At 75.4% G+C, this 21,185-nt stretch carries 17 protein-coding genes; 4 read left to right on the top strand and 13 right to left on the bottom strand.

Annotated elements, in window-relative coordinates:
* Positions 1–6: 6 nt before the first annotated feature.
* From ACK8OX_RS12605 to htpG, 5 genes are all read right to left on the bottom strand, one after another.
* A complete protein-coding gene (locus ACK8OX_RS12605) occupies positions 7–1,494 on the bottom strand; it encodes a hypothetical protein (RefSeq protein WP_430664457.1) in 1,488 nt (495 codons plus the stop codon).
* A gap of 79 nt (positions 1,495–1,573) precedes the next feature.
* On the bottom strand, positions 1,574–1,999 hold the full coding sequence (locus ACK8OX_RS12600) for a DUF3830 family protein (protein ID WP_430664456.1): 426 nt from the start codon (positions 1,997–1,999) through the stop codon (positions 1,574–1,576).
* 79 nt (positions 2,000–2,078) lie between these two features.
* A complete protein-coding gene (locus ACK8OX_RS12595) occupies positions 2,079–3,620 on the bottom strand; it encodes an alkaline phosphatase D family protein (RefSeq protein WP_430664455.1) in 1,542 nt (513 codons plus the stop codon).
* A complete protein-coding gene (locus tag ACK8OX_RS12590) occupies positions 3,617–4,396 on the bottom strand; it encodes an SDR family NAD(P)-dependent oxidoreductase (RefSeq protein WP_430664454.1) in 780 nt (259 codons plus the stop codon). The genes ACK8OX_RS12595 and ACK8OX_RS12590 overlap by 4 nt, the downstream gene beginning before the upstream one ends.
* A 107-nt stretch (positions 4,397–4,503) precedes the next feature.
* Positions 4,504–6,348 carry a molecular chaperone HtpG gene (gene htpG / locus ACK8OX_RS12585; RefSeq protein WP_430664453.1) on the bottom strand — a complete coding sequence of 615 codons (1,845 nt, stop codon included), beginning with the start codon at positions 6,346–6,348 and terminating at the stop codon, positions 4,504–4,506.
* A gap of 138 nt (positions 6,349–6,486) precedes the next feature.
* On the opposite strand from htpG, the gene ACK8OX_RS12580 reads away from it, so the two are divergent.
* On the top strand, positions 6,487–6,762 hold the full coding sequence (locus ACK8OX_RS12580; protein ID WP_430664452.1) for a hypothetical protein: 276 nt from the start codon (positions 6,487–6,489) through the stop codon (positions 6,760–6,762).
* A gap of 11 nt (positions 6,763–6,773) precedes the next feature.
* Here the strand turns inward: ACK8OX_RS12580 and ACK8OX_RS12575 are convergent, their stop codons facing one another.
* The 6 genes from ACK8OX_RS12575 to ACK8OX_RS12550 all read right to left on the bottom strand — a co-directional run bounded on the left by ACK8OX_RS12575 (position 6,774) and on the right by ACK8OX_RS12550 (position 12,345).
* Positions 6,774–8,153: an LLM class flavin-dependent oxidoreductase gene (locus ACK8OX_RS12575; RefSeq protein ID WP_430664451.1), complete on the bottom strand. Its 1,380-nt coding sequence runs from the start codon at positions 8,151–8,153 to the stop codon at positions 6,774–6,776.
* 145 nt (positions 8,154–8,298) lie between these two features.
* On the bottom strand, positions 8,299–10,653 hold the full coding sequence (locus tag ACK8OX_RS12570) for an ATP-binding protein (protein ID WP_430664450.1): 2,355 nt from the start codon (positions 10,651–10,653) through the stop codon (positions 8,299–8,301).
* A 283-nt stretch (positions 10,654–10,936) separates the two neighbouring features.
* Positions 10,937–11,098: a hypothetical protein gene (locus tag ACK8OX_RS12565; RefSeq protein ID WP_430664449.1), complete on the bottom strand. Its 162-nt coding sequence runs from the start codon at positions 11,096–11,098 to the stop codon at positions 10,937–10,939.
* A 215-nt stretch (positions 11,099–11,313) separates the two neighbouring features.
* Complete coding sequence (locus tag ACK8OX_RS12560) at positions 11,314–11,526, bottom strand: hypothetical protein (protein ID WP_430664448.1); 213 nt, start codon at positions 11,524–11,526, stop codon at positions 11,314–11,316.
* A gap of 86 nt (positions 11,527–11,612) precedes the next feature.
* Complete coding sequence (locus tag ACK8OX_RS12555) at positions 11,613–11,819, bottom strand: cold-shock protein (protein ID WP_430664447.1); 207 nt, start codon at positions 11,817–11,819, stop codon at positions 11,613–11,615.
* Between the two features lie 229 nt (positions 11,820–12,048).
* Positions 12,049–12,345, bottom strand: a complete 297-nt coding sequence (locus tag ACK8OX_RS12550) for a DUF1488 family protein (protein WP_430664446.1) — start codon at positions 12,343–12,345, stop codon at positions 12,049–12,051.
* A gap of 282 nt (positions 12,346–12,627) precedes the next feature.
* On the opposite strand from ACK8OX_RS12550, the gene ACK8OX_RS12545 reads away from it, so the two are divergent.
* Positions 12,628–14,151, top strand: a complete 1,524-nt coding sequence (locus tag ACK8OX_RS12545; protein ID WP_430664445.1) for an ATPase domain-containing protein — start codon at positions 12,628–12,630, stop codon at positions 14,149–14,151.
* Positions 14,148–15,869, top strand: coding sequence for an ATP-binding protein (locus ACK8OX_RS12540; protein WP_430664444.1), 1,722 nt, complete (start codon positions 14,148–14,150; stop codon positions 15,867–15,869). Before ACK8OX_RS12545 ends, ACK8OX_RS12540 begins: the two co-directional genes overlap by 4 nt.
* 15 nt (positions 15,870–15,884) lie before the next feature.
* Here ACK8OX_RS12540 and ACK8OX_RS12535 read toward each other — a convergent pair whose 3' ends face one another.
* On the bottom strand, positions 15,885–16,391 hold the full coding sequence (locus ACK8OX_RS12535; protein WP_430664443.1) for a DUF2243 domain-containing protein: 507 nt from the start codon (positions 16,389–16,391) through the stop codon (positions 15,885–15,887).
* A gap of 241 nt (positions 16,392–16,632) precedes the next feature.
* Between ACK8OX_RS12535 and putA the strand changes: the two genes are divergently transcribed.
* Positions 16,633–20,310 carry a trifunctional transcriptional regulator/proline dehydrogenase/L-glutamate gamma-semialdehyde dehydrogenase gene (gene putA, locus ACK8OX_RS12530; RefSeq protein ID WP_430664442.1) on the top strand — a complete coding sequence of 1,226 codons (3,678 nt, stop codon included), beginning with the start codon at positions 16,633–16,635 and terminating at the stop codon, positions 20,308–20,310.
* Positions 20,311–20,339: 29 nt separating this feature from the next.
* Here the strand turns inward: putA and ACK8OX_RS12525 are convergent, their stop codons facing one another.
* On the bottom strand, positions 20,340–21,128 hold the full coding sequence (locus tag ACK8OX_RS12525) for a sulfite exporter TauE/SafE family protein (protein WP_430664441.1): 789 nt from the start codon (positions 21,126–21,128) through the stop codon (positions 20,340–20,342).
* Positions 21,129–21,185 lie beyond the last annotated feature (57 nt).

Below are 21,185 nucleotides of genomic sequence, written 5' to 3'. Positions count from 1 at the left end.
GCCGGACTATCGCGCCCGGCAGGCGCCAAGCGTCCAGACCGCGGGCGGCATCGCTTCCCGCGGCTCCGTCGCCGGCGGCGTGCCCGGTACGCTGCCGTAGTGGAGCGCGAGGCCGAGCGTCGGGGTGAAGATGTGGCGCGGCGCGGGCCGGCCGCTGCCGGGCGCATCGGCGGAGACGCCGAGATCCTCCGCCATCGGATAGACCCGCAGCGGCTCCGCCGGCTCGTCCCCGGCGTCCAGGCGCTGCAGCCCGTCCTCCGCCACCGTCGGGCCTGGCGCCGCGACCGGCAGCAGGCTGAGCCCGCCATAGCCCTGCGCCGCGGCGAAGACGAACCAGTATTGCCGGCGCGTCGCGGCGGAGGTGACGCGGAACACCAGGTCGGAAGCGGCGCCTGCGCCAGGGCCGGCATGCAGCAGGTCCGCCGTGTAGTCGGCGGCCGCGTTCAGGTGGTAGGTCGCGCGCTCGGCCGGGCAGGCCTCCACCTGCGGCTGCGCGGCCCGCGCGACGCCGTCGAGCGCGACGGCGGCCAGCACCACCGAACGTCCCTCGATCCGCAGGTCGAAGCGCGCGCGGCCGCCGGTGGGGCAGCAATTCGCGTCGCCGTCACGCCACAGGGCGGCGCGGGCGGCGAGGTCCTCGAAATCGTACTCCACCGCCTGCCAGACGCCGAGGCCGGGCGGCAGCCGGCCGGGCAGGGCGGCAAGCCAGCCTTCCGTCTCCACCTCCGCCCAGCCGGTGCGGTCCAGCCGGTAGAGCAGGTCGGTGTTGACCGAGCCGGAGCCGCCGCCGCGGCCGGGCAGGTGCAGCAGCCAGCCGCCCTCGTGCTCCACCAGGCGCGGGGCGTCGAAGTGGTGCCCCTCGAAGGACCAGCCGAGCAGGCGCCAGCCGCCCCGCGCCTCGGCCAGCAGTACGATGCCGGCGCGCAGCCCGTCCTGTTCGGTGAAGCCGCGCTGCGCCTGCCACAGCACCCGCGTCGTGCCATCCGCGCTGACCGCCAGGCCCGCGCCGGTCACGCGGCAGTCGCGCAGCGCGTTGCCGAGACATGTGCGCTCCATCGCGGCGGGGCGGGGGAAGACCGGGCTGGGCGGGCAGTTGCGCTGGCCGTCGGGGCAGCGCGGCTGTTCCAGGCGGCGCAATGCGCGGTCCTGGCGCAGCGCCTCCTCCAGCGCACGGATGCGGTCGCCGTAGTCGTCGAGCAGCGCGTCGCGGTCGAAGGCGCGGGGCGGCTGCCCGGGCTCGCCGGCTTCCAGTTGCCGCTGCCAGGCGCGGGCGCGTTCCGCCATCGTCGCGGGGCGGGCCGTGGTGGCGGCCAGCGCGCGTTCCAGCCCGCGCATCCGCGCATCCGCCGCGCGCAGTTCCGCATCGGCGCAGATGCCGGCACGGAGCGGCCCGGCCGGGGCCGCGCAGGCCGGCGCCGGCCGGGGTTGCGCCAGGGCCGGCGCCGCGACGCCGAGCGCGAGCAGGAGGCAGGCGACCGCGCCCGACCGCATCATGGCAGCTTCCCCGTCCACAGGAGTCCTGTCGGGCAGCTTCCCGCCGGACCGGCGTCGCGGCAAGCCGCGGACGGCGGCGTCAGCCCTTGCGGAAGGTGATCGGCTTGTTGCCGTCCCACAGCACCGATCGCCCGATCCGCGCCAGGCGGTCGAGCCCTTCGGTGATGGTCAGGAAGTGGTTGCCCGCCAGCTGCCCCGCCTTCGAGGCGAAGCTGCACGGGCCGTAGGCGACCAGGATCTCCGTCTCGCTCAGGCTCGTCGGCATCCCGCCGGGATAGACGATGACATGGCCCGGCGCGGGGTGGCTCGTCGCGTTCTCGAAGCCGAGCGAGAGGTCGCGTTCCCCCATCGGGATCCAGCAGGCCTCGCCCGACCAGCGGACATGGATGATGCGGTCGGTGAAGGGCAGGAGCTCGCGGAATCGGGCCACGGTCTTCGGCGCGTCCTTCCCCTCGAAGACGGCGGGGAAGGTCTCGCCCGCGATCTCGATCTCGACATCGGCCATGCTGGTCCCCCTGCGATGCGGCGATGCCCCGGCCGTACGCGAGCGCGCGCCGCTTGCCAAGTCCCGCGCGGCGCGGCGGCTACCCCGGCAGCAGGCGCGGCGCGCCGGCCTCCACCGCGAAGCGGCGCAGCACCGAAGCGCCGCTGGCCGGGTCCGTCGCGTCGTCGAGCGCCATCATCTCCGCCACTGCCTCCCGCCGCGTGAGGCGCAGCGACAGCCAGCCGCGGCGCGACCCGTCGCCGAAGGCGATGTGCGGGTCGCGCGCCAGGGGCAGGGCGAAGCGCGCACCGCCCTGGCTGGTGATGGAGCTGGCGACGAATTCCACCGCCGCCGGCGGATCGGAAGGCCGGTCGAAATCCGGCCGCAGCTCGGCGGCGAGGAAGGCGTGGATGTCGCCGCCGATGACGAGCGGCGTCCCGGCATCCCGCGGGCGTGCGGCCAGCGCGTCCAGCAGGCGGCGCCGGGCGGCCGGGTAGCCGTCCCAGCCATCGGTCCAGTAGACCGGCGGCGTCGCGGCGCTGCCGAGCCGCGCCATGCGCGTCTGCTGCGCCAGGATGGTCCAGCGCGCGCCCCCGCGCGCCAGGCCTTCCGCCAGCCAGGCTTCCTGCGCGGCGCCGAGCATGCTTCGCGTGGAATCGGCCAGCGCGGGGCAGGCCTGTTCCGTCACCCGCGTCGCGCCGCCGCGGTCGGGCGGCTGGCAGGGCTGCGGGTGGCGGTGCTGCCGGTCGTCGAGGATGTGGAACTCCGCCAGCCCGCCGAAGGCGCTGCGGCGGAAGATGCGCGCCTGCGGCCCGGCGGGCTTCGCCGCGCGGGGCAGCGGCATGTGTTCCCAGAATGCCTGGTAGCCGGCGGCGCGCCGCGCGAGGAATGGGGCGCCGCGCTCCCTCTCGCCGATGTCGTCGGCGTAGTCGTTCGACACCTCGTGGTCGTCCCAGGTGACCAGCCAGGGGCAGGCGGCATGCGCGGCCTGCAGGTCCGCATCCGTGCGGTACAGCGCGTGGCGGTTGCGGTACTCCTCCAGCGTGCGGGCGGTGGGCGCGCCGTGGCTGCGGACCGGGTTGCGTCCCCAGGATGCCTCGTAGATCGCGTCGCCGAGGAAGGCGACGAGGTCGGGCCGCGACTCCGCGACATGCCGGTGCGCCGCGTAGAAGCCGTGCTCGTAGTGCTGGCAGGACGCGACGGCGAGGCGGAGTTCCGCCGGCACCGTGCCGGGCGCGGGCGCGGTGCGGGTGCGGCCGGTCGCGCTCGCCTCCCCCATCGCGGTGAAGCGGTAGGAGTACCAGCGTCCGGGTTGCAGTCCCTCGACCTCGAGATGGACGGAATGCGCCTCCTCCGGCAGGGCCATGACGCGGCCCGCGCGCACCGGGCGGCGCAGCGCCTCGTCCTCGGCCACCACCCAGTCCACGGGCACGGGCAGGTCGGGCATGCCGCCGCCGCGCAGCGGGTCGGGGGCAAGGCGCGTCCACAGCACCATCCCCGTCGGGTGCGGGTCGCCCGACGCCACGCCGAGCGTGAAGGGGCCCGCGGACGCCGCCCCCGCCGCGCGCGGGCGGATGGCGCCGGAAAGGGCGAGCGCCGGGGCGGCCAGCAGCAGGCCGCGGCGGCGGAGCCGCGCCGTCACGGGTTGCGCCGCGCGGCGCGCAGCGTCGGCAGGCCGATCCCCGCAGCCTCGAACCCGCCATCGACGGCGATGACCTGGCCGGTGATGTAGGCGGCGCGGTCGCCGCAGAGGAAGAAGATCGCCTCGGCCAGTTCCTCCTCCAGCCCGTAGCGGTCCAGCGGGATGGTGTCGTGGTAGTCGCGCCGGATCTCCGGCGTGTGGACCGCCTTCGCCATCGCCGTGTCCACCGGCCCCGGCGCCACGGCGTTGACGCGGATGCCGAGCGCGGCGAGTTCCACCGCCTGCTGCTTCGTCAGATGCGCGAGCGCCGCCTTGCTGGTGCCGTAGGCGACCCGGAGCGTGGAGGCGCGCAGCCCGGAGATGGAGGTGACGTTCACCACCGCCCCGCCGCCCCCTTCCGCCATCAGCGGCGCGGCGGCGGAGGTGCAGAGGAAGGGCCCGGTGAGGTTCACCGCCAGCACGCGGTTCCACTCCTCCGCCGTCGTGTCCAGCAGCGGCTTGAACACCGCCGTGCCGGCATTGTTCACCAGCGCGTCGAGCCGGCCGAAATGCGCCGCCGCGCGGCGCACCGCCGCCGGCGCGGCGGTGGCGTCCGCCACGTCGCAATGCAGCGCCAGCGTCGCCTCCGGCTGCGCGAGGCGCGCCATGGCGGCGCCCAGCAACCCGCCGTCGATGTCGAGCAGCGCGACGCGCCAGCCCTCCGCCAGGAAGCGCTGCGCGGTGGCGAGCCCGATGCCGCGTCCCGCGCCGGTGACGAGCGCGACCGGGCCACTCATGCGCGCGCGCCGCGCGGCGATGGAGGCGTGCGTGGCGGCATGGCGGCGTTCCCCGTGGCTTGGCCCGCGCCCATGCTTCCACGCGGGCGCGCCGCCGTCACGCCCGCTCAGCCCATCCCGGCGGCCAGCGCCTGGGCCACGCGCCGGGCGAAACCGGCCGGGTCGCGCGGCGGCTCGCCATCCTGCACGCGGGCGAGGTCCAGCAGCAGCCCGGCCTTCTCCTCCAGCGCGGTGTCGGTGGCGGCGCCTTCGGCCAGCTTCCGCACGAAGGGGTGGCGCGGGTTCACTTCCAGCACCGGCAGGGCGCCGGGCATGGCGCGCCCGGCGCGGCGCAGCATCCGGCCCATCTGCAGGTCGGGGCCGTATTCCGGCGCGGCGAGCACCACGACGCTGTCCACCAGCCGGTCGGTCGCGCGCACGTCGGAGACGTCGTCCTTCAGCGCCTCCTTCAGCCGCGGCAGCAGCATCGCCAGATCCGCCGCCTCGCCCGCCGGCTCGCCGCCCGCCACCTTGGACAGGTCGGCGCCGCCCTGGGTGACGCTGCGGATCGGCCGGCCGTCGAACTCGCCCAGGCGCTCGGGCCAGAAGGCGTCGATGCCGTCGGACAGCAGCAGCACCTCCACCCCCTTGGCGCGGAAGCCTTCCAGCTGGGGCGACTTCGCCAGCACCGCCGGGTCGTCGCCCACCAGGATGTGGATCGCCTCCTGCCCGTCCTTCATGCGGGCGACGTATTCCGCGAGCGAGGTCCAGCCCTCCACCGCGGAGGAGCGGAAGCGCAGCAGCGCCGCGACGTCACGGCGATGCTCCGCATCCTCCCAGACGCCTTCCTTCAGGGTCGCGCCGAAGGCTTCCCAGAAGGCCGCGTAGCCCCCGGCGTCCTTCGCCTTCGTCTTCAGCTCCGCCAGCACGCGGCCGGTCACCGCCTTGCGGATGCGCGCAAGCACGGGGGTCGACTGCAGCATCTCGCGGCTGACGTTGAGGGGCAGGTCCTCGGTGTCGACGACGCCCTGGACGAAGCGCAGCCAGGGCGGCAGCAGCCCGGCCTCCTCGGTGATGAACATGCGCCGGACATGCAGGCGCACGCGGCTCTCCCGCGCGTCCTCCACCGCCATGAAGGGCCTGGCGCCGGGGATGAACAGCAGGGCGGAGAAGTCCAGCACCCCTTCCGCGCGCCAGTGCAGCACCGCCCAGGGCTTGTCGAAGGCGTGGGCGACGTGGCGGTAGAATTCGGCGTACTGCTCCTCCGTCACCTCGGCGCGCGGCTTGCGCCACAGGGCCGTGCCCTCGTTCGCGGGCTCGTCCACGCCGTCGCGGGCGACGGTGATGGGGATGGTGATGTGGTCCGCCCATCTGCGGATGATCGCCTGGAGGCGGTGCGGGTCGAGGAACTCCTCCGCATCCGCCTTCATGTGCAGCACCACGTCGGTGCCCGCCTCTGCCCGCGCTGCCGGGGCGAGGGTGTAGTCGCCCTTGCCGTCCGACGCCCAGCACCAGGCTTCCTCCGTCCCCGCCCGGCGGGACGTGACCTCGACGCGCTCCGCCACCATGAAGGCGGAGTAGAAGCCGACGCCGAACTGGCCGATCAGGCTCGGCTTCTCCGCCGCCGGGGCATCGGCGAGCGACTTCGCGAAGGCCAGCGTGCCCGACCGCGCGATGGTGCCGAGATGCTGCGCGAGATCGGCCTTGGTCATGCCGATGCCGGGATCGGCGATGGTGAGGGTCCGCGCCGCCTTGTCCGGCAGGATGCGCAGCCGCGCCTCGGCCGGCGGGCCGAGCTTGTCGTCGGTCAGCGCCTCGAAGCGGCGGCGGTCTACCGCATCGGCGGCATTCGCCACCAGCTCGCGCAGGAAGATCTCGCGCTCGGAGTAGAGCGCATGCACGACGAGGTCGAGCAGTCGCCCGACCTCGGCGCCGAATTCATGCCGTTCCAGGGTCTCACCGGTCTCGCTCACGGGTCACTCCGTCGGTCGCGCATGTCGCGGCGCGCGATATGCGCGAGGGAAGGTGGCGTTTCAACCGGGCGCCGGGCGCGCAACCGCCGCCGTCGCCACGGCGTTGCCGGCCGGCACCAGGAACCCGAGGTCGGCCCGATGCGTCGCCTGCCCCTCCTCATCCTCCTGCTCGGCCAGTTCGCCCTGGCCCTGCCCGCCGGGGCGCAGACCGCGCCCGCGCCCGCGCCCCCGTCACAAGGCGCGGCGGCGGGCGGGGCGGGGCGGTCGCCGGGGCCGCCGCTCGACCAGGGGCCGCGCACGCCGCAGGCCGATGCGGCGCATCGGGGCGGCGGCGTGGTGCTGGAAGGCGCGCCCGGCGCCCCCGCCCCGGCGCCGCAGCCGACGCCGCCGCTGCCCGGCGGGCCGCGCCAGTAGGCGACCGCCGGCTATCCCCAGGCGCGATGCCGCGCCGCGGCATGGCCCGCCGGCAGGCGCGGCCCGGCGGCGAACAGCTTCTCGCGGTAGGTGCCGGGCGCGTAGGCGGTCTTGTAGAGCCCGCGTTCCTGCAGCAGCGGCACCACCAGGTCCACGAAGGCCTCCAGGCATTCCGGCATGACGGTGCGCGACAGGTTGAAGCCGTCCACATCGGCTTCCGCCACCCAGCGCGCCAGCGCATCGGCCACCTCTGCCGGATCGCCCACGATCGGCGGCTGCCGGCTGCCGAGGACCGACTGTTCCAGCAGCTTCCGCTTGGTCCAGGCCGGGCCCGCGACCTTCGCCATCGCCTCGACGTTGGAGCGGATGGCCTGGCCCGGCCCGGCCTCCACCGGTTCGTCCATGCCGTAGCGCGCGAAGTCGATGCCGAGCGAGGCGGATGCATGGGCCAGCGTCGCCTCGGCATCCGCATGGGCGGCGTAGTCCGCCAGCAGGTCGCGCGCCTCGGCCGCGGTGCGGCCGACCACGACGGTGGCGCCGACGAAGACCAGGATGGGGCGGGGCGCCGCGCGCGCCCGCAGGTCCGCCACCAGCCTTGCCACCACGGCGGGGCTGGTGCCGTTGACGAAGACGCATTCGGCATGGGTCGCGGCGAAGCGCCGCCCGCGTTCGCTCGCCCCCGCCTGGTAGAGCACGGGGGTGCGCTGGGGCGAGGGTTCGCACAGGTGCATCGCGTCGATGCGGAACTGCCGGCCGTGATGGGCGATGCGGCGCACCCGCGCGGGGTCGGTGAAGACGCGGCCCGCGGCGTCGCGCCGCACCGCGTCGTCGGCCCAGCTTCCCTCCCACAGCGCATAGACCGCGTCCATGTACTCGTCCGCCAGGTCGTAGCGGTCGTCATGCTGCATCTGCGCGTCGTAGCCGAGCGCGCGCGCCGCGCTGTCGAGGTAGCCGGTGACGATGTTCCAGCCGATCCGCCCGCCCGTCAGGTGGTCGAGCGTGCTCATCCGCCGGGCGAACAGGTAGGGCGGCTCATGGGCGGTGTTGCAGGTCACGCCGAAGCCGAGATGGGTGGTCGCCGCCGCCATGGCCGGCACGGTCATCAGCGGGTCGAGCAGCGGCACCTGCACGCCGCCCCGCAGCGCGGCGTCGGGGCTGCCGCCATGCACGTCGTAGACGCCGAGGACATCGGCCAGGAACAGCCCGTCGAACAGCCCGCGTTCCAGCCGTCGCGCCAGCGCCGTCCAGTGGTCGAGCCGGGCGTAGCCGGCGCTGTCGTCGCGCGGATGCGTCCACATGCCCTGCTGGATGTGGCCGGGGGTCGCCATGTCGAAGGCGTTCAGCCGGATCTCGCGGAGCGGGTGGCCGCCCGCCGGGTGCGGCGCCGTCACGCGCGCCCGCCGCGTGGCCCGGCCGCGCCGGCTGCTTGAGAATGCGTCATCCGCTGCCCTCCCTGCGCGGCCGCCGGGCCGCGCCTGTGGGGCGCAGCGTCGCAGGACCGGGGCCGCAGGGGAACCACCGCGCCGGGCGGCGCCTTCACTCCGCCGTCGCGTGGACCCTGGCCCGCCCGCGGGCGAGCCGCGCCACCTCCTCCGCCAGGGTGGCGCCGGAGATGGGCTTGCGCAGCAGCGTGAAGCGCGCCCCGTGCGGCGCCTCGGAGGCGAGGGCGGTGGCCTGGTCGACATAGCCGGTCACCAGGATGGCGGGCAGGCCGGGCAGGCGGCTCTGCGCCTCGCGGATGGTGGCGATGCCGTCGAGGCCCGGCATCGCGAGGTCGGAGACGAGCACGTCGAAGGGTGCGCCGCGGTCGAGCAGGGCGAGCGCGGCGGCGCCGTTGCTGGCCTGCGTCACGTCGCAGCCCGCATCCTCCAGCTCCGCGCCCACGGTGTGGCGCACCGCGTCGTCGTCATCCACCACCAGGACCCGCAGGCGCCAGGGCTGGCGGCCCGGGTCGCCGGCGGCGGGCGCGGCGGGTGGCTGGGCGGGCTGCGCCGGCTCCGGCGCGACCGGCAGCCAAAGCGAGATGCGCGTGCCCTGGCCGGGTGCGCTGTCGATCGACAGCCTGCCGCCGGAGCCCTGCGCGAAGCTGCGCGCCATCGCGAGGCCGAGCCCGGTGCCCTGCCCGAGAGGCTTGGTGGTGAAGAACGGCTCCGCCGCGCGGGCCAGCGTCTCGGGCTGCATTCCCTCGCCGGTGTCGCCCACGGTGATGCGGACATAGTCGCCCGGCGGCAGCGCGCCGGGCTCCGCCGTGGGGACGACCCGTTCGGGCAGGGCGGCCAGCGTCAGCACGCCGCCGCTGCGCATCGCGTCGCGCGCATTGGTCGCGAGGTTGACCAGCACCGTCTCCAGCTGGCCGCGGTCGGCGAAGACCGGCGGCAGGTCGGCCGGCGCCGAGACCTCCACCCGGATGCGGGAGCCGAGGGTGGCGGACAGCACCTCCCTCAGGCCGGAGAGCAGGCCGCCGACATCGAGGGCGGCGGAGCGCAGCTCCTCCCGCCGGGAGAAGGCGAGCAGGCGGCGGGTGACGGATTCGCCGCGGCGGGCGGCCTCCTCCACCATGCCGACGAGCCGGCGCACCGCCTCCGCGTCGCCGGCGCGGCGGCGGATCAGCGCGACGCCGCCCAGCACCGCCTGGAGGACGTTGTTGAAGTCATGCGCGATGCCGCCGGCAAGCTGGCCCACCGCCTGCACCTTCTGCGCCTGCAGCAGCGCCGCCTCGGTCCCGCGGCGCTCCGCGATCTCGGCCTGCAGGCGCTGGTTGGCCAGCACCAGCTCCCGCGTGCGCTCCGCCACGCGGGCCTCCAGCGCCTCCGCCTCGGCGCGGAGCTGCACCTCGCGGCGTTGCAGGGCGCGGGCCATGTCGTTGAAGGCGATGCCGATCTGCCCGAATTCCGAGCCGCGGTCGGCGGCGGGGGCACGCGCCGAGAGGTCGCCTTCCCGCCACCGCCGCGCGACGGCGAGGAGGGATTGCGTGGGCGCGGTGATGAACTGCCGCGCCACCAGCAGCGTGACGCCCGTGGCCACCAGCAGGGCGAGGCCGAGCAGCAGCGAGCCCTGGCGCAGTGCCCGCGCGAGGTCGGCCATCAGCTCCGGCTGGTGGAAGCCGACCACCACGGCCAGGTGGCTGTTGGCGGCGGTCGGCGGGGAGTAGCCCACCAGGCGGTCGGTGCCGTCGATGCTGCGCAGCCGCAGGATGCCCGGCCCGCTGGCCGAGAGCAGCGGCAGCGCCGCATCGGGGAAGCGGCGCCCGACGAAATCGGCGTGGCGGGTGTCGCGCGCCAGGATGATGCCGTCCGCATCCGCCACGGTCAGGACGCCATGGCTGAGGAAGGGCGACCCGCCGCCCTTCAGGCCGCGCAGATGCGCCTCCAGCCAGCCGATGTCGAGCGCGGCGACGAGGGTGTGGCCCGCGGCGGGGTCCGTGCCCTCGATCCGCCTGTAGAAGGGCAGGAAGCCGCCCGGCAGCATCGCGGAGCGGGCGAAGCGCCCGGCCGAGAAGCCGGGGGCGGCCGGCGCGCTCGACGCCCAGCTCGGGTCCGTCCGCCCGGCCATCAGCGCGGGGTGGGACGCGCAGCGGACCGCGCCCTCCGGGTCCACGAGGGCGAGGAAGGCGAAGCCCGGGGCATGGTCGAGCGCGCCGCGCAGGCGGTCGCTGCACGCATCCCCCATGATGCGGACCTGCTGGAACTGCGTGGCGGCGCCGAGCAGGATGCGCGCCCCGTTGGCGATCCCCTCGACATTCCCGGCAAGGAGCTGCGCCTGCTGGATGACCAGCGTGTCCAGCTGCACGCGGCGGTCCTTCCACTGCTGCCAGCTGACGGCGGCGTAGAGCCCGACGATCGGCAAAAGGCAGGTCGCGACGACGAGCAGCAGGCGGGTGGAGATCCGCATGCCCTGCAGCCATGCCCGCCGGGCCCCTGCCGGGGGTGCGTCCTCCACGCCGGCCGGGGCACGGTCACGCCCGCCTGAGTGCCCGCCCATGCGATGCCGCTCCGCCTCCGTTCCGACAGCCTCCGCCACCCCGCGACTTCACCCGGCGGTTGTGGAGATCCGCCGCGCCGTCGCGCATCGGAGGATCAACACACCAGCCCGTGAGTCAAACCAAGATTGCATCACCTTTTCTTGTGCGGAGCCAGGTATTCCGTGCGGAAAGCGGAACGGGGGCCGCGCGCCGTCAGCGGCGCATCATCCCCTTCTTGATCTCGCGCTCCACCGCCGAGCGTTCGCTCGACCCGAGGCGACGGATGATCTCCCGCACGATGGCGGGGGAGATGCGGTGGCGCTTGGCGAGGTAGGCGATCTCTTCCTCGGCTTGCGCCGCGGCGGCCTCGTCCACGGGGCCGCCCTTCCTGGTCTGGGACACGCGTCACCTGTCGTTCTGGTCTGTCATCCCCGGCGGGCGCCAGATGGCGGCCCGGACTGGGTGGCTGGCGCATCCCGGCCGGGGCGGAATGCACCGGGGCGTCCCCGGGCCAGCGCCGCGCCCGCGGGCGCGGCCCGCGGTCCGGGCTGTCGTCGTCTTATGCGGGGCGGCGGCGCCTTCGGATCGGGTCAGCCGACCGAGGGGCGGCCATCCGCGCGCAGCTGGCTTTCGCGCACCACGCGCTGGTGGCCGTCCTGCGCGCTGCGGACGTGGTATTCGCGGTCCGCGGCGTCGTTCGGCAGTTGCCGGACGATGGTGTAGACCCCGCGAGGCATGTTGCCGTCCATCCGGCCGGGCACGAGTTCGACGCGCTGCCCCACGCTGAAGCCATGGCGTTTCATCACGGTGCCCCTCCTTGGGTGGTCGGATGGCGGCCGGGCGGCCGGCGCGGGGTTCGCGCCGGCCGCCCGGGTGGCATCGGTCGGTGTCAGGCCTGCTTCAGGTTGCAGGCGGACAGCTTGCCCTGCTGGCCGCGCTGCACGTCGAATTCCAGCTTGTCGCCCTCGCGCACGTCCTGCAGGCCGGAGCGCTGCACGTCGGAGATGTGGAGGAAGACGTCGTTGCCGCCATCATCGGGCTGGATGAAGCCGTAGCCCTTGGTGGCGTTGAACCATTTCACGGTGCCGGTGGACATGGCGGTGTTCCGTTCGCGCTGAGGTACGCCGCGCGCCGATCGCGCAGCGGATCAAGGTCGCAGGGCAACGGACGCGGGCTCGGCGCTCGATCATGAGCAGGGGAGCAGGCCGAACCAGACGAGATTGACGCCACCAACATGGGCGCTGCCGGGGCCGGACGCAAGGCGAAACGCCGCGGCCCCGCCCGCGCCGCGCGGGGGGCGGGGTCCCGCGGGCCGCGGGGCGGCGTCAGCCGGGCGCGGGGCGCGCATCCTCCACGTCGTCCGACCAGATGGCCAGGATGCCGGGCACGCGCACCGTGCGGGCGCGCAGCTTGCCGCGCGCGATCGCCTCCACCCGGCCGCGCTCCGCCTCGAAGCAGCGCAGCAGGTCGGCGGGGCGGAAGCAGCGCCGCGCGCTCAGCTCCCGCAATGCGTCGGGGGAGATGGCGCAGGCGACGTCGCCGCCTTCCCAGGCCAGGTCGAACAGGATGCGCCGCCCGTCCCAGCGCGGGGCGGCGACGTCGGTGGCCTGTGCCGGGGTCATGCTGCGATGTCCTTCGATGGGGCGGAGCCGCGGGAACGGCAGGGTGGCCCGCGCGAGCCGGGCGGGCCTGCCCGCCGGAGGCGACGTCCAGGACCGCCACGCGGGATCATGTGGTCATGGCCGTCCCACCCTGTCCATCACGGCTTCGTGGCGCGGCGCCGCCCTTCCGCGCCCCCGTGGCCGCGGCCACGCTGCCGTCAGGGGACGGAACCGGATCGACCGCCCGCCGCTTTCCAGCCTCGGGCGGCTTTCTGTCCTGCCGACCACAGGCGGGACGCGCCCATGACGCAAGAGGATGACCGGATGAAGGAAGCGCCGCAGGCGGGACACGGCAAGGCCGCCACCGGCATCGCGGGCCTGGACAACGTGCTCTCCGGCGGCCTGTCGCGCGGGCGCGTCTACCTGCTGGAGGGAAGCCCGGGCACGGGCAAGACGACGGTCGCGCTGCAGTTCCTGATGGACGGCGCGGCGAGGGGCGAGCGCGGGCTCTACATCACGCTGTCGGAGTCGGAGGCGGAGCTGCGCGACGGCGCCGCATCCCATGGCTGGGCGATCGACCCGGAGATCGAGGTGTTCGAGCTGACGCCGCCGGAAAGCCTGCTCGACGCCGACCAGCAGCAGAGCCTGCTCTACTCCTCCGACCTCGAGCTCGGCGAGACGACTCGCGCGATCTTCACGGCGGTGGAACGCGCGGTCCCGTCACGCCTGGTGCTGGACAGCCTGTCGGAGATCCGGCTGCTCGCGCAGGGGTCGCTGCGCTATCGCCGGCAGATCCTGGCGCTGAAGCACTACTTCGCCCGCCATGGCGCGACCGTGCTGATGCTCGACGACCTGACCACCGAAGTCGAGGACAAGACCGTGCACAGCGTCGCGCATGGCGTGATCCGCCTCGAGGAACTCGCCCCCAGCTACGGGGCGGAAAGGCGGCGGATGCGGGTGGTGAAGTACCGCGGCCAGCGCTTCCGCGGCGGCTTCCACGACTACACGATCGAGACCGGCGGGATCCGCGTCTTCCCCCGCCTGGTGGCGGCCGAGCACCGCCGGGACTTCGCGCGCGACCCCCAGGGCAGCGGCGTCGAGGATCTCGACCGGCTGCTCGGCGGCGGGGTGGAGAGGGGGTCGAGCACGCTGATCATCGGCCCGGCCGGCACCGGCAAGTCGCTGCTGGCCATCCAGTTCGCGATGGCGGCGGTGGCGCGCGGCGAGAAGGCGGCGCTGTTCGTCTTCGACGAGGAGCTCGGCCTGCTGCTCAGCCGCGTCCGGGCGATGGGCATCGACCTGGCCGCGATGCAGCGCGACGGCCTGCTGACAGTGGAGCAGGTGGATGCGGCCGAACTCTCCCCCGGCGAATTCTCCCACCGCGTCCGGCACCGCGTCGATTCCCGCGGCGTCAGCGTCGTGGTGATCGACAGCCTGAACGGCTACCAGTCGGCGATGCCTGACGAGCGCGACCTGGTGCTGCACATCCACGAGCTGCTGCAGTACCTGAACCGCCAGGGCACCACCACCTTCCTGCCGGTCGCGCAGCACGGGCTGGTCGGCGACATGAAGGCGCCGGTGGATGTCACCTACCTGGCCGACACGGTGGTGCTGCTGCGCTACTTCGAGGCGCTGGGGCGGGTGCGGCGCGCCATCTCCGTCATCAAGAAGCGAGCCAGCGGGCACGAGGACACGATCCGCGAATTCCGCATCGATGACGGCGGCATCCGGATCGGCCAGCCGCTGGCGGCCTTCCAGGGCGTGCTGCGGGGCGTGCCGGTCTATGTCGGGGCGGATGCGCCGCTGATGGACGACCAGGCCGGATGAGCGCCGGCGATGCCGGCCTGTCGGAGCGCGCGCTGGTGCTGGCGCCGCGCGGGCGCGACGCGACCCTCGCCGCCATGCTGCTGCGCGAGGCCGGCATGGCGGCCGATCCGGTCGGCGGGACCGCGGGCCTGCTGGCCGGGATCGAGGCGGGAGCCGGGCTGGCGGTGGTGGCGGAGGAGGCGTTCCGCGACGTGGACCTCGCCCCGCTCGCCGCGCGGCTGGCGGCGCAGCCGCCATGGTCCGACTTCCCCTTCATCCTGCTGACCGGACATGGCGGCGGGCCGGAACGCAACCCCGCCGCGGCCCGGCTGTGGGAGGTGCTGGGGAACGTCTCCTTCCTCGAACGTCCCTTCCATCCGACGACGCTGGTCAGCGTCGCCCGCGCCGCGCTGCGCGCGCGGCGCCGGCAATACGAGGCGCGCGCGCGGCTGGAGGACTTGCGGCTGGGCGAGGAGGCGCTGAAGCGGGTGAACGAGACGCTGGAGGAACGCGTGGCCGGGCGCACGCGCGAGCTGCGCGAGGCGAATGCGCGCCTGCAGGAGCAAATGGCCGGGCGCGAGCAGGTGGAGGCGCAGCTGCGCCAGTCGCAGAAGGTGGAGGCGATCGGACAGCTGACCGGCGGCGTCGCGCACGACTTCAACAACCTGCTGATGGCCGTGCTCGGCAACCTGTCGCTGCTGCGCAAGCGCCTGCCGGCGGGGGATGCCCGCCTGCACCGGCTGGTGGACGGCGCCATGCAGGGCGCGAAGCGCGGCGCGGCGCTGACCCAGCGGCTGCTGGCCTTCGCGCGCCGGCAGGACCTGCGGGCGGAGGCGGTCGACCTCGCCCAGCTGGTGGACGGCATCGCGGAACTGCTGCGGCGGTCCGTCGGGCCGCGGATCGAGCTGCGGATCGAGGCGGCGCCCGGCCTGCCGCCAGCCCTGGCGGATGCCAACCAGATCGAGCTGGCGCTGCTGAACCTGGCGGTGAACGCGCGCGACGCGATGCCTGAGGGCGGGCGCATCGACATCCGCGTCGGCGCCGCCGCGGAGGAGGCGGAAGGCGGCCGCTTCCTGCGCCTGGCCGTGGCGGATACCGGGCGCGGGATGGATGCCGCGACGCTGGCGCGCGCGGTGGAGCCCTTCTTCTCGACCAAGTCGCCCGGGCAGGGCACGGGGCTCGGCCTGTCCATGGTGCACGGGGTCGCGCGGCAGCTCGGCGGCGACCTGCGGCTGTCCAGCGTGGAGGGGCAGGGGACGGTGGCCGAGATCCTGCTGCCCGTCGCCCCGCCCGCGACCGGCGCCGAGCCGCCGGCGGGCACGGCGAGGGGCACCGGGCGCGCGGCGCCCGGCCCGGCGCCGCCGTCCCGCGTCCTGCTGGTCGACGACGACCCGCTGATCGCGCGCAGCACGGCGGAGATGCTGGAGGATCTGGGCCACAGCGTCGTCGCGGCCGGGTCGGCGGCGGCGGCGCTGGACCTGCTGAACGGCGGCGTTCCCTTCGACCTGCTGGTGACCGACTACGCCATGCCGGGGATGACGGGGCTGGAACTTGCGCTGGCCGCGCGCGCGCTGCGGCCCCGGCTGCCGACGGTGCTGGCCACCGGCTTCGCCGACATGGCCGTGGGCGCGGCCCCCGCGGACCTGCCGCGCCTGGCCAAGCCGTACGAGCAGCACCAGCTTGCCGCCGCCGTCGATGCCGCGCTGGCGAAGGCCGCGGGCCGGGCCGGGGGCGGCTGACGGGGGGCCGGGCGGTCAGGCGCGGTGGCGCAGGCGCCGCAGCCACCACCAACCGCCCGCCAGCATCGCCGCGCCCCAGGCGAGGAAGCCCAGGTCCCACAGGATCCACTGCTCCCTCGGGACCGTCTCGTTGACGTGGTGGATGCCGAGGATGTGGTGGTCCACGATCCCCTCGACGAGGTTGAAGATCCCGAAGCCCATCAGGACCGTCGCCGCGAGCACGCCGCGCGCCCAGCGCGGATGCGGCCGCCGCGCGTGCCGCCACAGCACCGCGAGGCCGAGCACGACGAAGACGTAGGTGCTGGCGTGGAACAGCCCGTCGGCCAGCGTGTTGACCCGCAGGTTCGCCACGCTGTCCGGCGGATAGCCGGCGCTGGTCAGCAGGTGGTGCCATTGCAAGACCTGGTGCAGCACGATCCCGTCGAAGAAGCCGCCGAGGCCGAGGCCGAGCAGGATGCCGGCCGAGCGGGGGAAGCGCGTCCCCTCGCGCGGCGCATCGCCGGGGAAGGGGGCGTCAGCCATGGGACGCATCCGCAGGCCCCGCGGGGGCGGCAGCGGCGGGCCTGATGGCATGGCGGCGCGGCATGCGGGGCTCCCTGCGGGTTACGGGTGCGGATAACCGCCGCCCCGCGCCGCCGGTTCCGCCCGCCCGACAGCGGGCCAAGCGCGGGAAGGCGCGACAGCGTGATGCACGGATGCGGCGGGCGCGATAGGCTGGGGACCACGGGCCGCGGGCCGCGGCCGGACAGGACGGCGCATCACGATGGACACCACCGCCCCCCGGGCCTCCGCGCCGCCACGCCCCTTCGCGGCGCTCGCCGCCGAGGCGGTGCCGCAGCCGCCGCTGCGGGCCGCGATCACCGGCGCGTACCGGCGCGCCGAGACGGCCTGCCTGCCGCCCCTGCTCGCCGCCGCCGCCCTGCCGCCCGCCGAGGATGCGGCGGCGGCGGCGCTGGCGCGCCGCCTGGTCGCCGCGCTGCGCGCGAAGGGCACGGGCGGGGGCGTGGCCGCGCTGGTGCAGGAATTCTCGCTCTCCTCGGCCGAGGGCGTCGCGCTGATGTGCCTGGCCGAGGCGCTGCTGCGCATCCCCGATGCGGCGACGCGCGACGCGCTGATCCGCGACAAGCTGGGGCGGGGTGACTGGGCCGCGCATCTCGGCCCCGGCCGTTCGCTGTTCGTGAACGCCGCGACCTGGGGGCTGGTGGTGACCGGGCGGCTCGCCTCGGTCGAGGGCGAGGCGGGGCTCGGCGCGGCGCTGACGCGCCTCGTCGCGCGGGCGGGGGAGCCGGTGATCCGCCGCGGCGTCGACCTCGCGATGCGGATGCTGGGCGAGCAGTTCGTCACCGGCGAGACGATCGCCGAGGCGCTGGCCCGCGCCGCCCGGCGGGAGGCGCGGGGCTACCGCCATTCCTACGACATGCTGGGCGAGGCCGCGGCGACGGCGGGGGACGCGGCGCGCTACCTCGCGGCCTATGGGGAGGCGATCGGCGCGATCGGCGCCGCCGCCGCCGGGCGCGGGCCGATCGAGGGGCCGGGCATCTCGATCAAGCTGTCGGCGCTGCATCCCCGCTACGCCCGCGCGCAGCGCGGGCGGGTGATGGCGGAGCTGCTGCCGCGCGTGCAGCATCTCGCCGCCCTCGCGCGCGGGCACGGAATCGGGCTCAACATCGACGCGGAGGAGCAGGACCGGCTCGACCTCTCGCTCGACATCCTGGGCGCGCTGGCCATCGACCCGGCGCTGGCGGGCTGGGACGGGCTCGGCTTCGTCGTGCAGGCCTACGGGAAGCGCGCGCCCCTGGTCATCGACGAGGTGCTGGACCTGGCGCGGCGGACGCGGCGGCGGATGATGGTGCGGCTGGTCAAGGGCGCGTACTGGGACAGCGAGATCAAGCGCGCGCAGCAGGACGGGATGGAGGATTTCCCGGTCTTCACCCGCAAGGTCCACACCGACGTCTCCTACCTCGCCTGCGCGCGCAGGCTGCTGGAGGCGCGCGACGCGGCCTTCCCCCAGTTCGCCACCCACAATGCGCGCACGCTGGCTGCCATCCACGCGATGGCGGGGCCCGTCTTCCGCCCCGGCGACTACGAGTTCCAGTGCCTGCACGGCATGGGGGAGGCGCTCTACGACGAGGTGGTGGGGCCCGCGAAGCTCGACCGTCCCTGCCGCATCTACGCCCCCGTCGGCACGCATGAGACGCTGCTGGCCTACCTGGTGCGGCGCCTGCTGGAGAACGGCGCCAACTCCTCCTTCGTCAACCGCATCAACGACCCGGCGGTGCCGGTGGAGGCGCTGGTCGCCGACCCGGTGGCGGAGGCGCGCGCGCTGCGCCCCATCGGCCGTCCGCATGACGGCATCGCCGCCCCGCGCGACCTGTTCGGCGCGGAGCGGCCGAACTCCGCGGGGATCGACCTGGCGGACGAGGCGGTCATCGCGACGCTCGCGCGGACCCTGCCGGACGGCGCGGCCGCGCCGATCCTCGCCGCGCCGGTGGTGGAAGGCCGCGCCGCGGGGGGCGCGCGGCGGGAGATGCGGAACCCCGCCGACCGGGACGACCTGGTGGGCAGCGTGGCCGACGCGACGGCCGAGGATGCGGAGGCCGCCCTCGCCGCCGCCGTGGCGGCCGCCCCGGCCTGGGCGGCGGTTCCGCCGGCCGAACGCGCGGCGATGCTGCTGCGCGCGGCGGGGCTGATGGAGGCGCGCCTCGGCGCCCTCATCGGCCCGATCGTGCGCGAGGCCGGCAAGTCGATCCCGAACGCGGTGGGCGAGGTGCGGGAGGCGGTGGACTTCCTGCGCTACTACGCCGCGGGGCTGCGCGGCTGGGACGCGGCGACGCACCGCCCCCTCGGCCCCGTGGCCTGCATCTCGCCCTGGAACTTCCCGCTCGCGATCTTCACCGGCCAGGTGGCGGCGGCGCTGGCGGCGGGAAATGTCGTGCTGGCCAAGCCGGCCGAGGAGACGCCGCTGGTCGCCTCCCTCGCGGTCGGGCTGCTGCACGAGGCGGGGGTGCCGCCGGGCGCGCTGCAGTTCCTGCCCGGCGACGGCGCGGTGGGCGCGCGGCTGGTGGAGGATGCGCGCATCCGCGGCGTGATGTTCACCGGCTCGACCGAGGTGGCGCGGCTGATCAACCGCGCGCTGGCCCGGCGGCTGGACCCCGATGGCCGTCCGGTGCCGCTGGTGGCGGAGACGGGCGGGCTGAACGCGCTGGTGGTCGACAGTTCCGCCCTGCCGGAGCAGGTGGTGGCCGACGTGCTCGCCTCCGCCTTCGACAGCGCGGGGCAGCGCTGCTCCGCGCTGCGGCTGCTCTGCGTGCAGGAGGATGTGGCGGGGCGCGTGCTGGCGATGCTGCGCGGCGCGATGGCGGAGCTTTCGGTGGGCGTGCCCGACCGGCTCTCCACCGATGTCGGCCCGGTCATCGGCGCGGCGGCGCGGGACGGCATCCTCGGCCATGTCGGGGCGATGCGCGCGCGGGGCCATGCGGTCCATGCCGCGCCGCTGCCGGAGGCCTGCCGCCGCGGCACCTTCGTCGCGCCGACTCTGGTCGAGGTCGCGCGCGTCGCCGATGTGGAACGCGAGGTGTTCGGGCCCGTGCTGCACGTCCTGCGCTTCCCGCGCGGCGGGATGGAGGCGACCCTGCGGGAGATCGACGCCACCGGCTACGGGCTGACCTTCGGCGTGCATTCCCGCATCGACGATGCGGTGGCCCGCGCCATCGGCGGCAGCGCGGCCGGCAACGCCTATGTCAACCGCAACCTCATCGGCGCGGTGGTGGGCGTGCAGCCCTTCGGCGGGCAGCGGCTGTCCGGCACCGGGCCGAAGGCGGGCGGCCCGCTCTACCTGCGCCGCCTGCTCGGCGCCGGCCCGGCCGCGCCGGACCTGCCCGCCACGCCGCCCGCGCCAGCCGCCACCGCCTTCCTCGGCTGGCTGCGCGCCACCGGGCGGGACGCGGCGGCCTGCGCCCGGCAGGTCGCGGCGTCCCGCCTCGGCCTCGACATGCCGCTGCCCGGCCCGGTGGGGGAGGAGAACCGCTACGCGCTGCGCCCGCGCGGCCGGGTGCTGTGCCACGCCGCCACCGAGGCGGGCCTGCTGCGGCAACTCGCCGCCTGCCTGTCCACCGGCAACGCCGCCCGCATCCGGGCGCCGGCCGCCGCCGCCGCCATCCTCCAGGACCTGCCGCCCGCCCTTGCCGGGCAGGTCGGCCCCGCGGCGGGGGGGGATGCGGAGGGCTGCGACGCGGTGCTGTTCGAGGGCGAGGACGGGGCGCTGCGGCGCCTCCTGGCCGCGGTCGCGGCCTCCGACGGGCCGATCCGCCCGGTCCTCGCCGCCACGCCGGCGGAACTGGCCGACGGGCATCCCTACCCGCCCGACATGCTGCTGGCGGAGCGCAGCATCTCCACCAACACCGCCGCCGCCGGCGGCAACGCGACCCTGATGAGCCTGTGATGCCGCCCCGCCCCGGCCTGCCCCCTCCGTCAGCCCATCATGCCGAGGCTGCGGGCGAGGACATAGGCGGCGACGAGCAGGATCAGCCCGGCGAAGACCCTGGTGAGCAGCCCGCGCCGGCGCGCCAGGCGCCCCGCCGCGCGTGCCCCGCCCAGGCTGCCCAGCACGCCGCCCCCGACGAAGACCGCCGCGAGCGGCCAATCCACCAGCCCCGCCGCAGCGTAGCTGCCCGCCGTGGCCAGGCCGAAGGCCGTCACGGCGACCAGCGAGGTGCCGACCGCCTGCAGCATCGGCATCCCGCTGGCGAGGATCAGGCCCGGCACGACCAGGAAGCCGCCGCCGATCCCGAAGAAGCCCGACAGCGCGCCGACCGCGAGGCCCGTGCCGACCAGCGCCGGCGCGTTGCCGCGGTTCAGGCGCACGCGGCGGTCCTCGGCGGGCTCGCGCCGGCGCAGCATCAGCCCGGCGACGACGGCCATCATCACCGCGAAGGCCGCGAGCAGCGCCTGCCCGTCCACCATCCTGCCGAGCCGCGCGCCGGCAAGGGCGCCGATCACGCCGGCGCCCGCGAAGACCGAGGCGCAGGGCCAGCGGACATTGCCGGCGCGCGCATGGTTCAGCAGGCTCATCGCCGCATTCGCCGCGACCGCGACCGCGCTCGTCCCGATCGCGAGGTGCGGCGCTGGCACGCCCACCAGGTAGACCAGCAGCGGCACGGCCAGGATCGACCCGCCGCCGCCCACCAGCCCGAGCGAGAAGCCGACGAGCCCGCCCGCCAGACCGCCGAGCAGCACCTGGAGCGTGGACAGGATGGTCATGGGCAAGGCCTCCCCCGCGTCGCGTCCGGCGGGCGCGGCGGCGGGCGGTCCGGGTCG

This window comes from Falsiroseomonas sp. CW058, from assembly GCF_050563535.1.
Classification (GTDB): domain Bacteria; phylum Pseudomonadota; class Alphaproteobacteria; order Acetobacterales; family Acetobacteraceae; genus Falsiroseomonas.
Note: the sequence above shows the minus strand (reverse complement) of the source record. Positions and strands in the feature narration are given on the sequence as shown.

Bases quoted from the DNA above. Each gene is read 5' to 3' on its own strand.
- ACK8OX_RS12605 (WP_430664457.1), bottom strand. From the start codon at position 1,494: ATGATGCGGTCGGGCGCGGTCGCCTGCCTCCTGCTCGCGCTCGGCGTC.
- ACK8OX_RS12600 (WP_430664456.1), bottom strand. From the start codon at position 1,999: ATGGCCGATGTCGAGATCGAGATCGCGGGCGAGACCTTCCCCGCCGTC.
- ACK8OX_RS12590 (WP_430664454.1), bottom strand. From the start codon at position 4,396: ATGAGTGGCCCGGTCGCGCTCGTCACCGGCGCGGGACGCGGCATCGGG.
- ACK8OX_RS12580 (WP_430664452.1), top strand. From the start codon at position 6,487: ATGCGTCGCCTGCCCCTCCTCATCCTCCTGCTCGGCCAGTTCGCCCTG.
- ACK8OX_RS12570 (WP_430664450.1), bottom strand. From the start codon at position 10,653: ATGCGGATCTCCACCCGCCTGCTGCTCGTCGTCGCGACCTGCCTTTTG.
- ACK8OX_RS12560 (WP_430664448.1), bottom strand. From the start codon at position 11,526: ATGAAACGCCATGGCTTCAGCGTGGGGCAGCGCGTCGAACTCGTGCCC.
- ACK8OX_RS12555 (WP_430664447.1), bottom strand. From the start codon at position 11,819: ATGTCCACCGGCACCGTGAAATGGTTCAACGCCACCAAGGGCTACGGC.
- ACK8OX_RS12550 (WP_430664446.1), bottom strand. From the start codon at position 12,345: ATGACCCCGGCACAGGCCACCGACGTCGCCGCCCCGCGCTGGGACGGG.
- ACK8OX_RS12545 (WP_430664445.1), top strand. From the start codon at position 12,628: ATGACGCAAGAGGATGACCGGATGAAGGAAGCGCCGCAGGCGGGACAC.
- ACK8OX_RS12540 (WP_430664444.1), top strand. From the start codon at position 14,148: ATGAGCGCCGGCGATGCCGGCCTGTCGGAGCGCGCGCTGGTGCTGGCG.
- ACK8OX_RS12535 (WP_430664443.1), bottom strand. From the start codon at position 16,391: ATGGCTGACGCCCCCTTCCCCGGCGATGCGCCGCGCGAGGGGACGCGC.
- putA (WP_430664442.1), top strand. From the start codon at position 16,633: ATGGACACCACCGCCCCCCGGGCCTCCGCGCCGCCACGCCCCTTCGCG.
- ACK8OX_RS12525 (WP_430664441.1), bottom strand. From the start codon at position 21,128: ATGACCATCCTGTCCACGCTCCAGGTGCTGCTCGGCGGTCTGGCGGGC.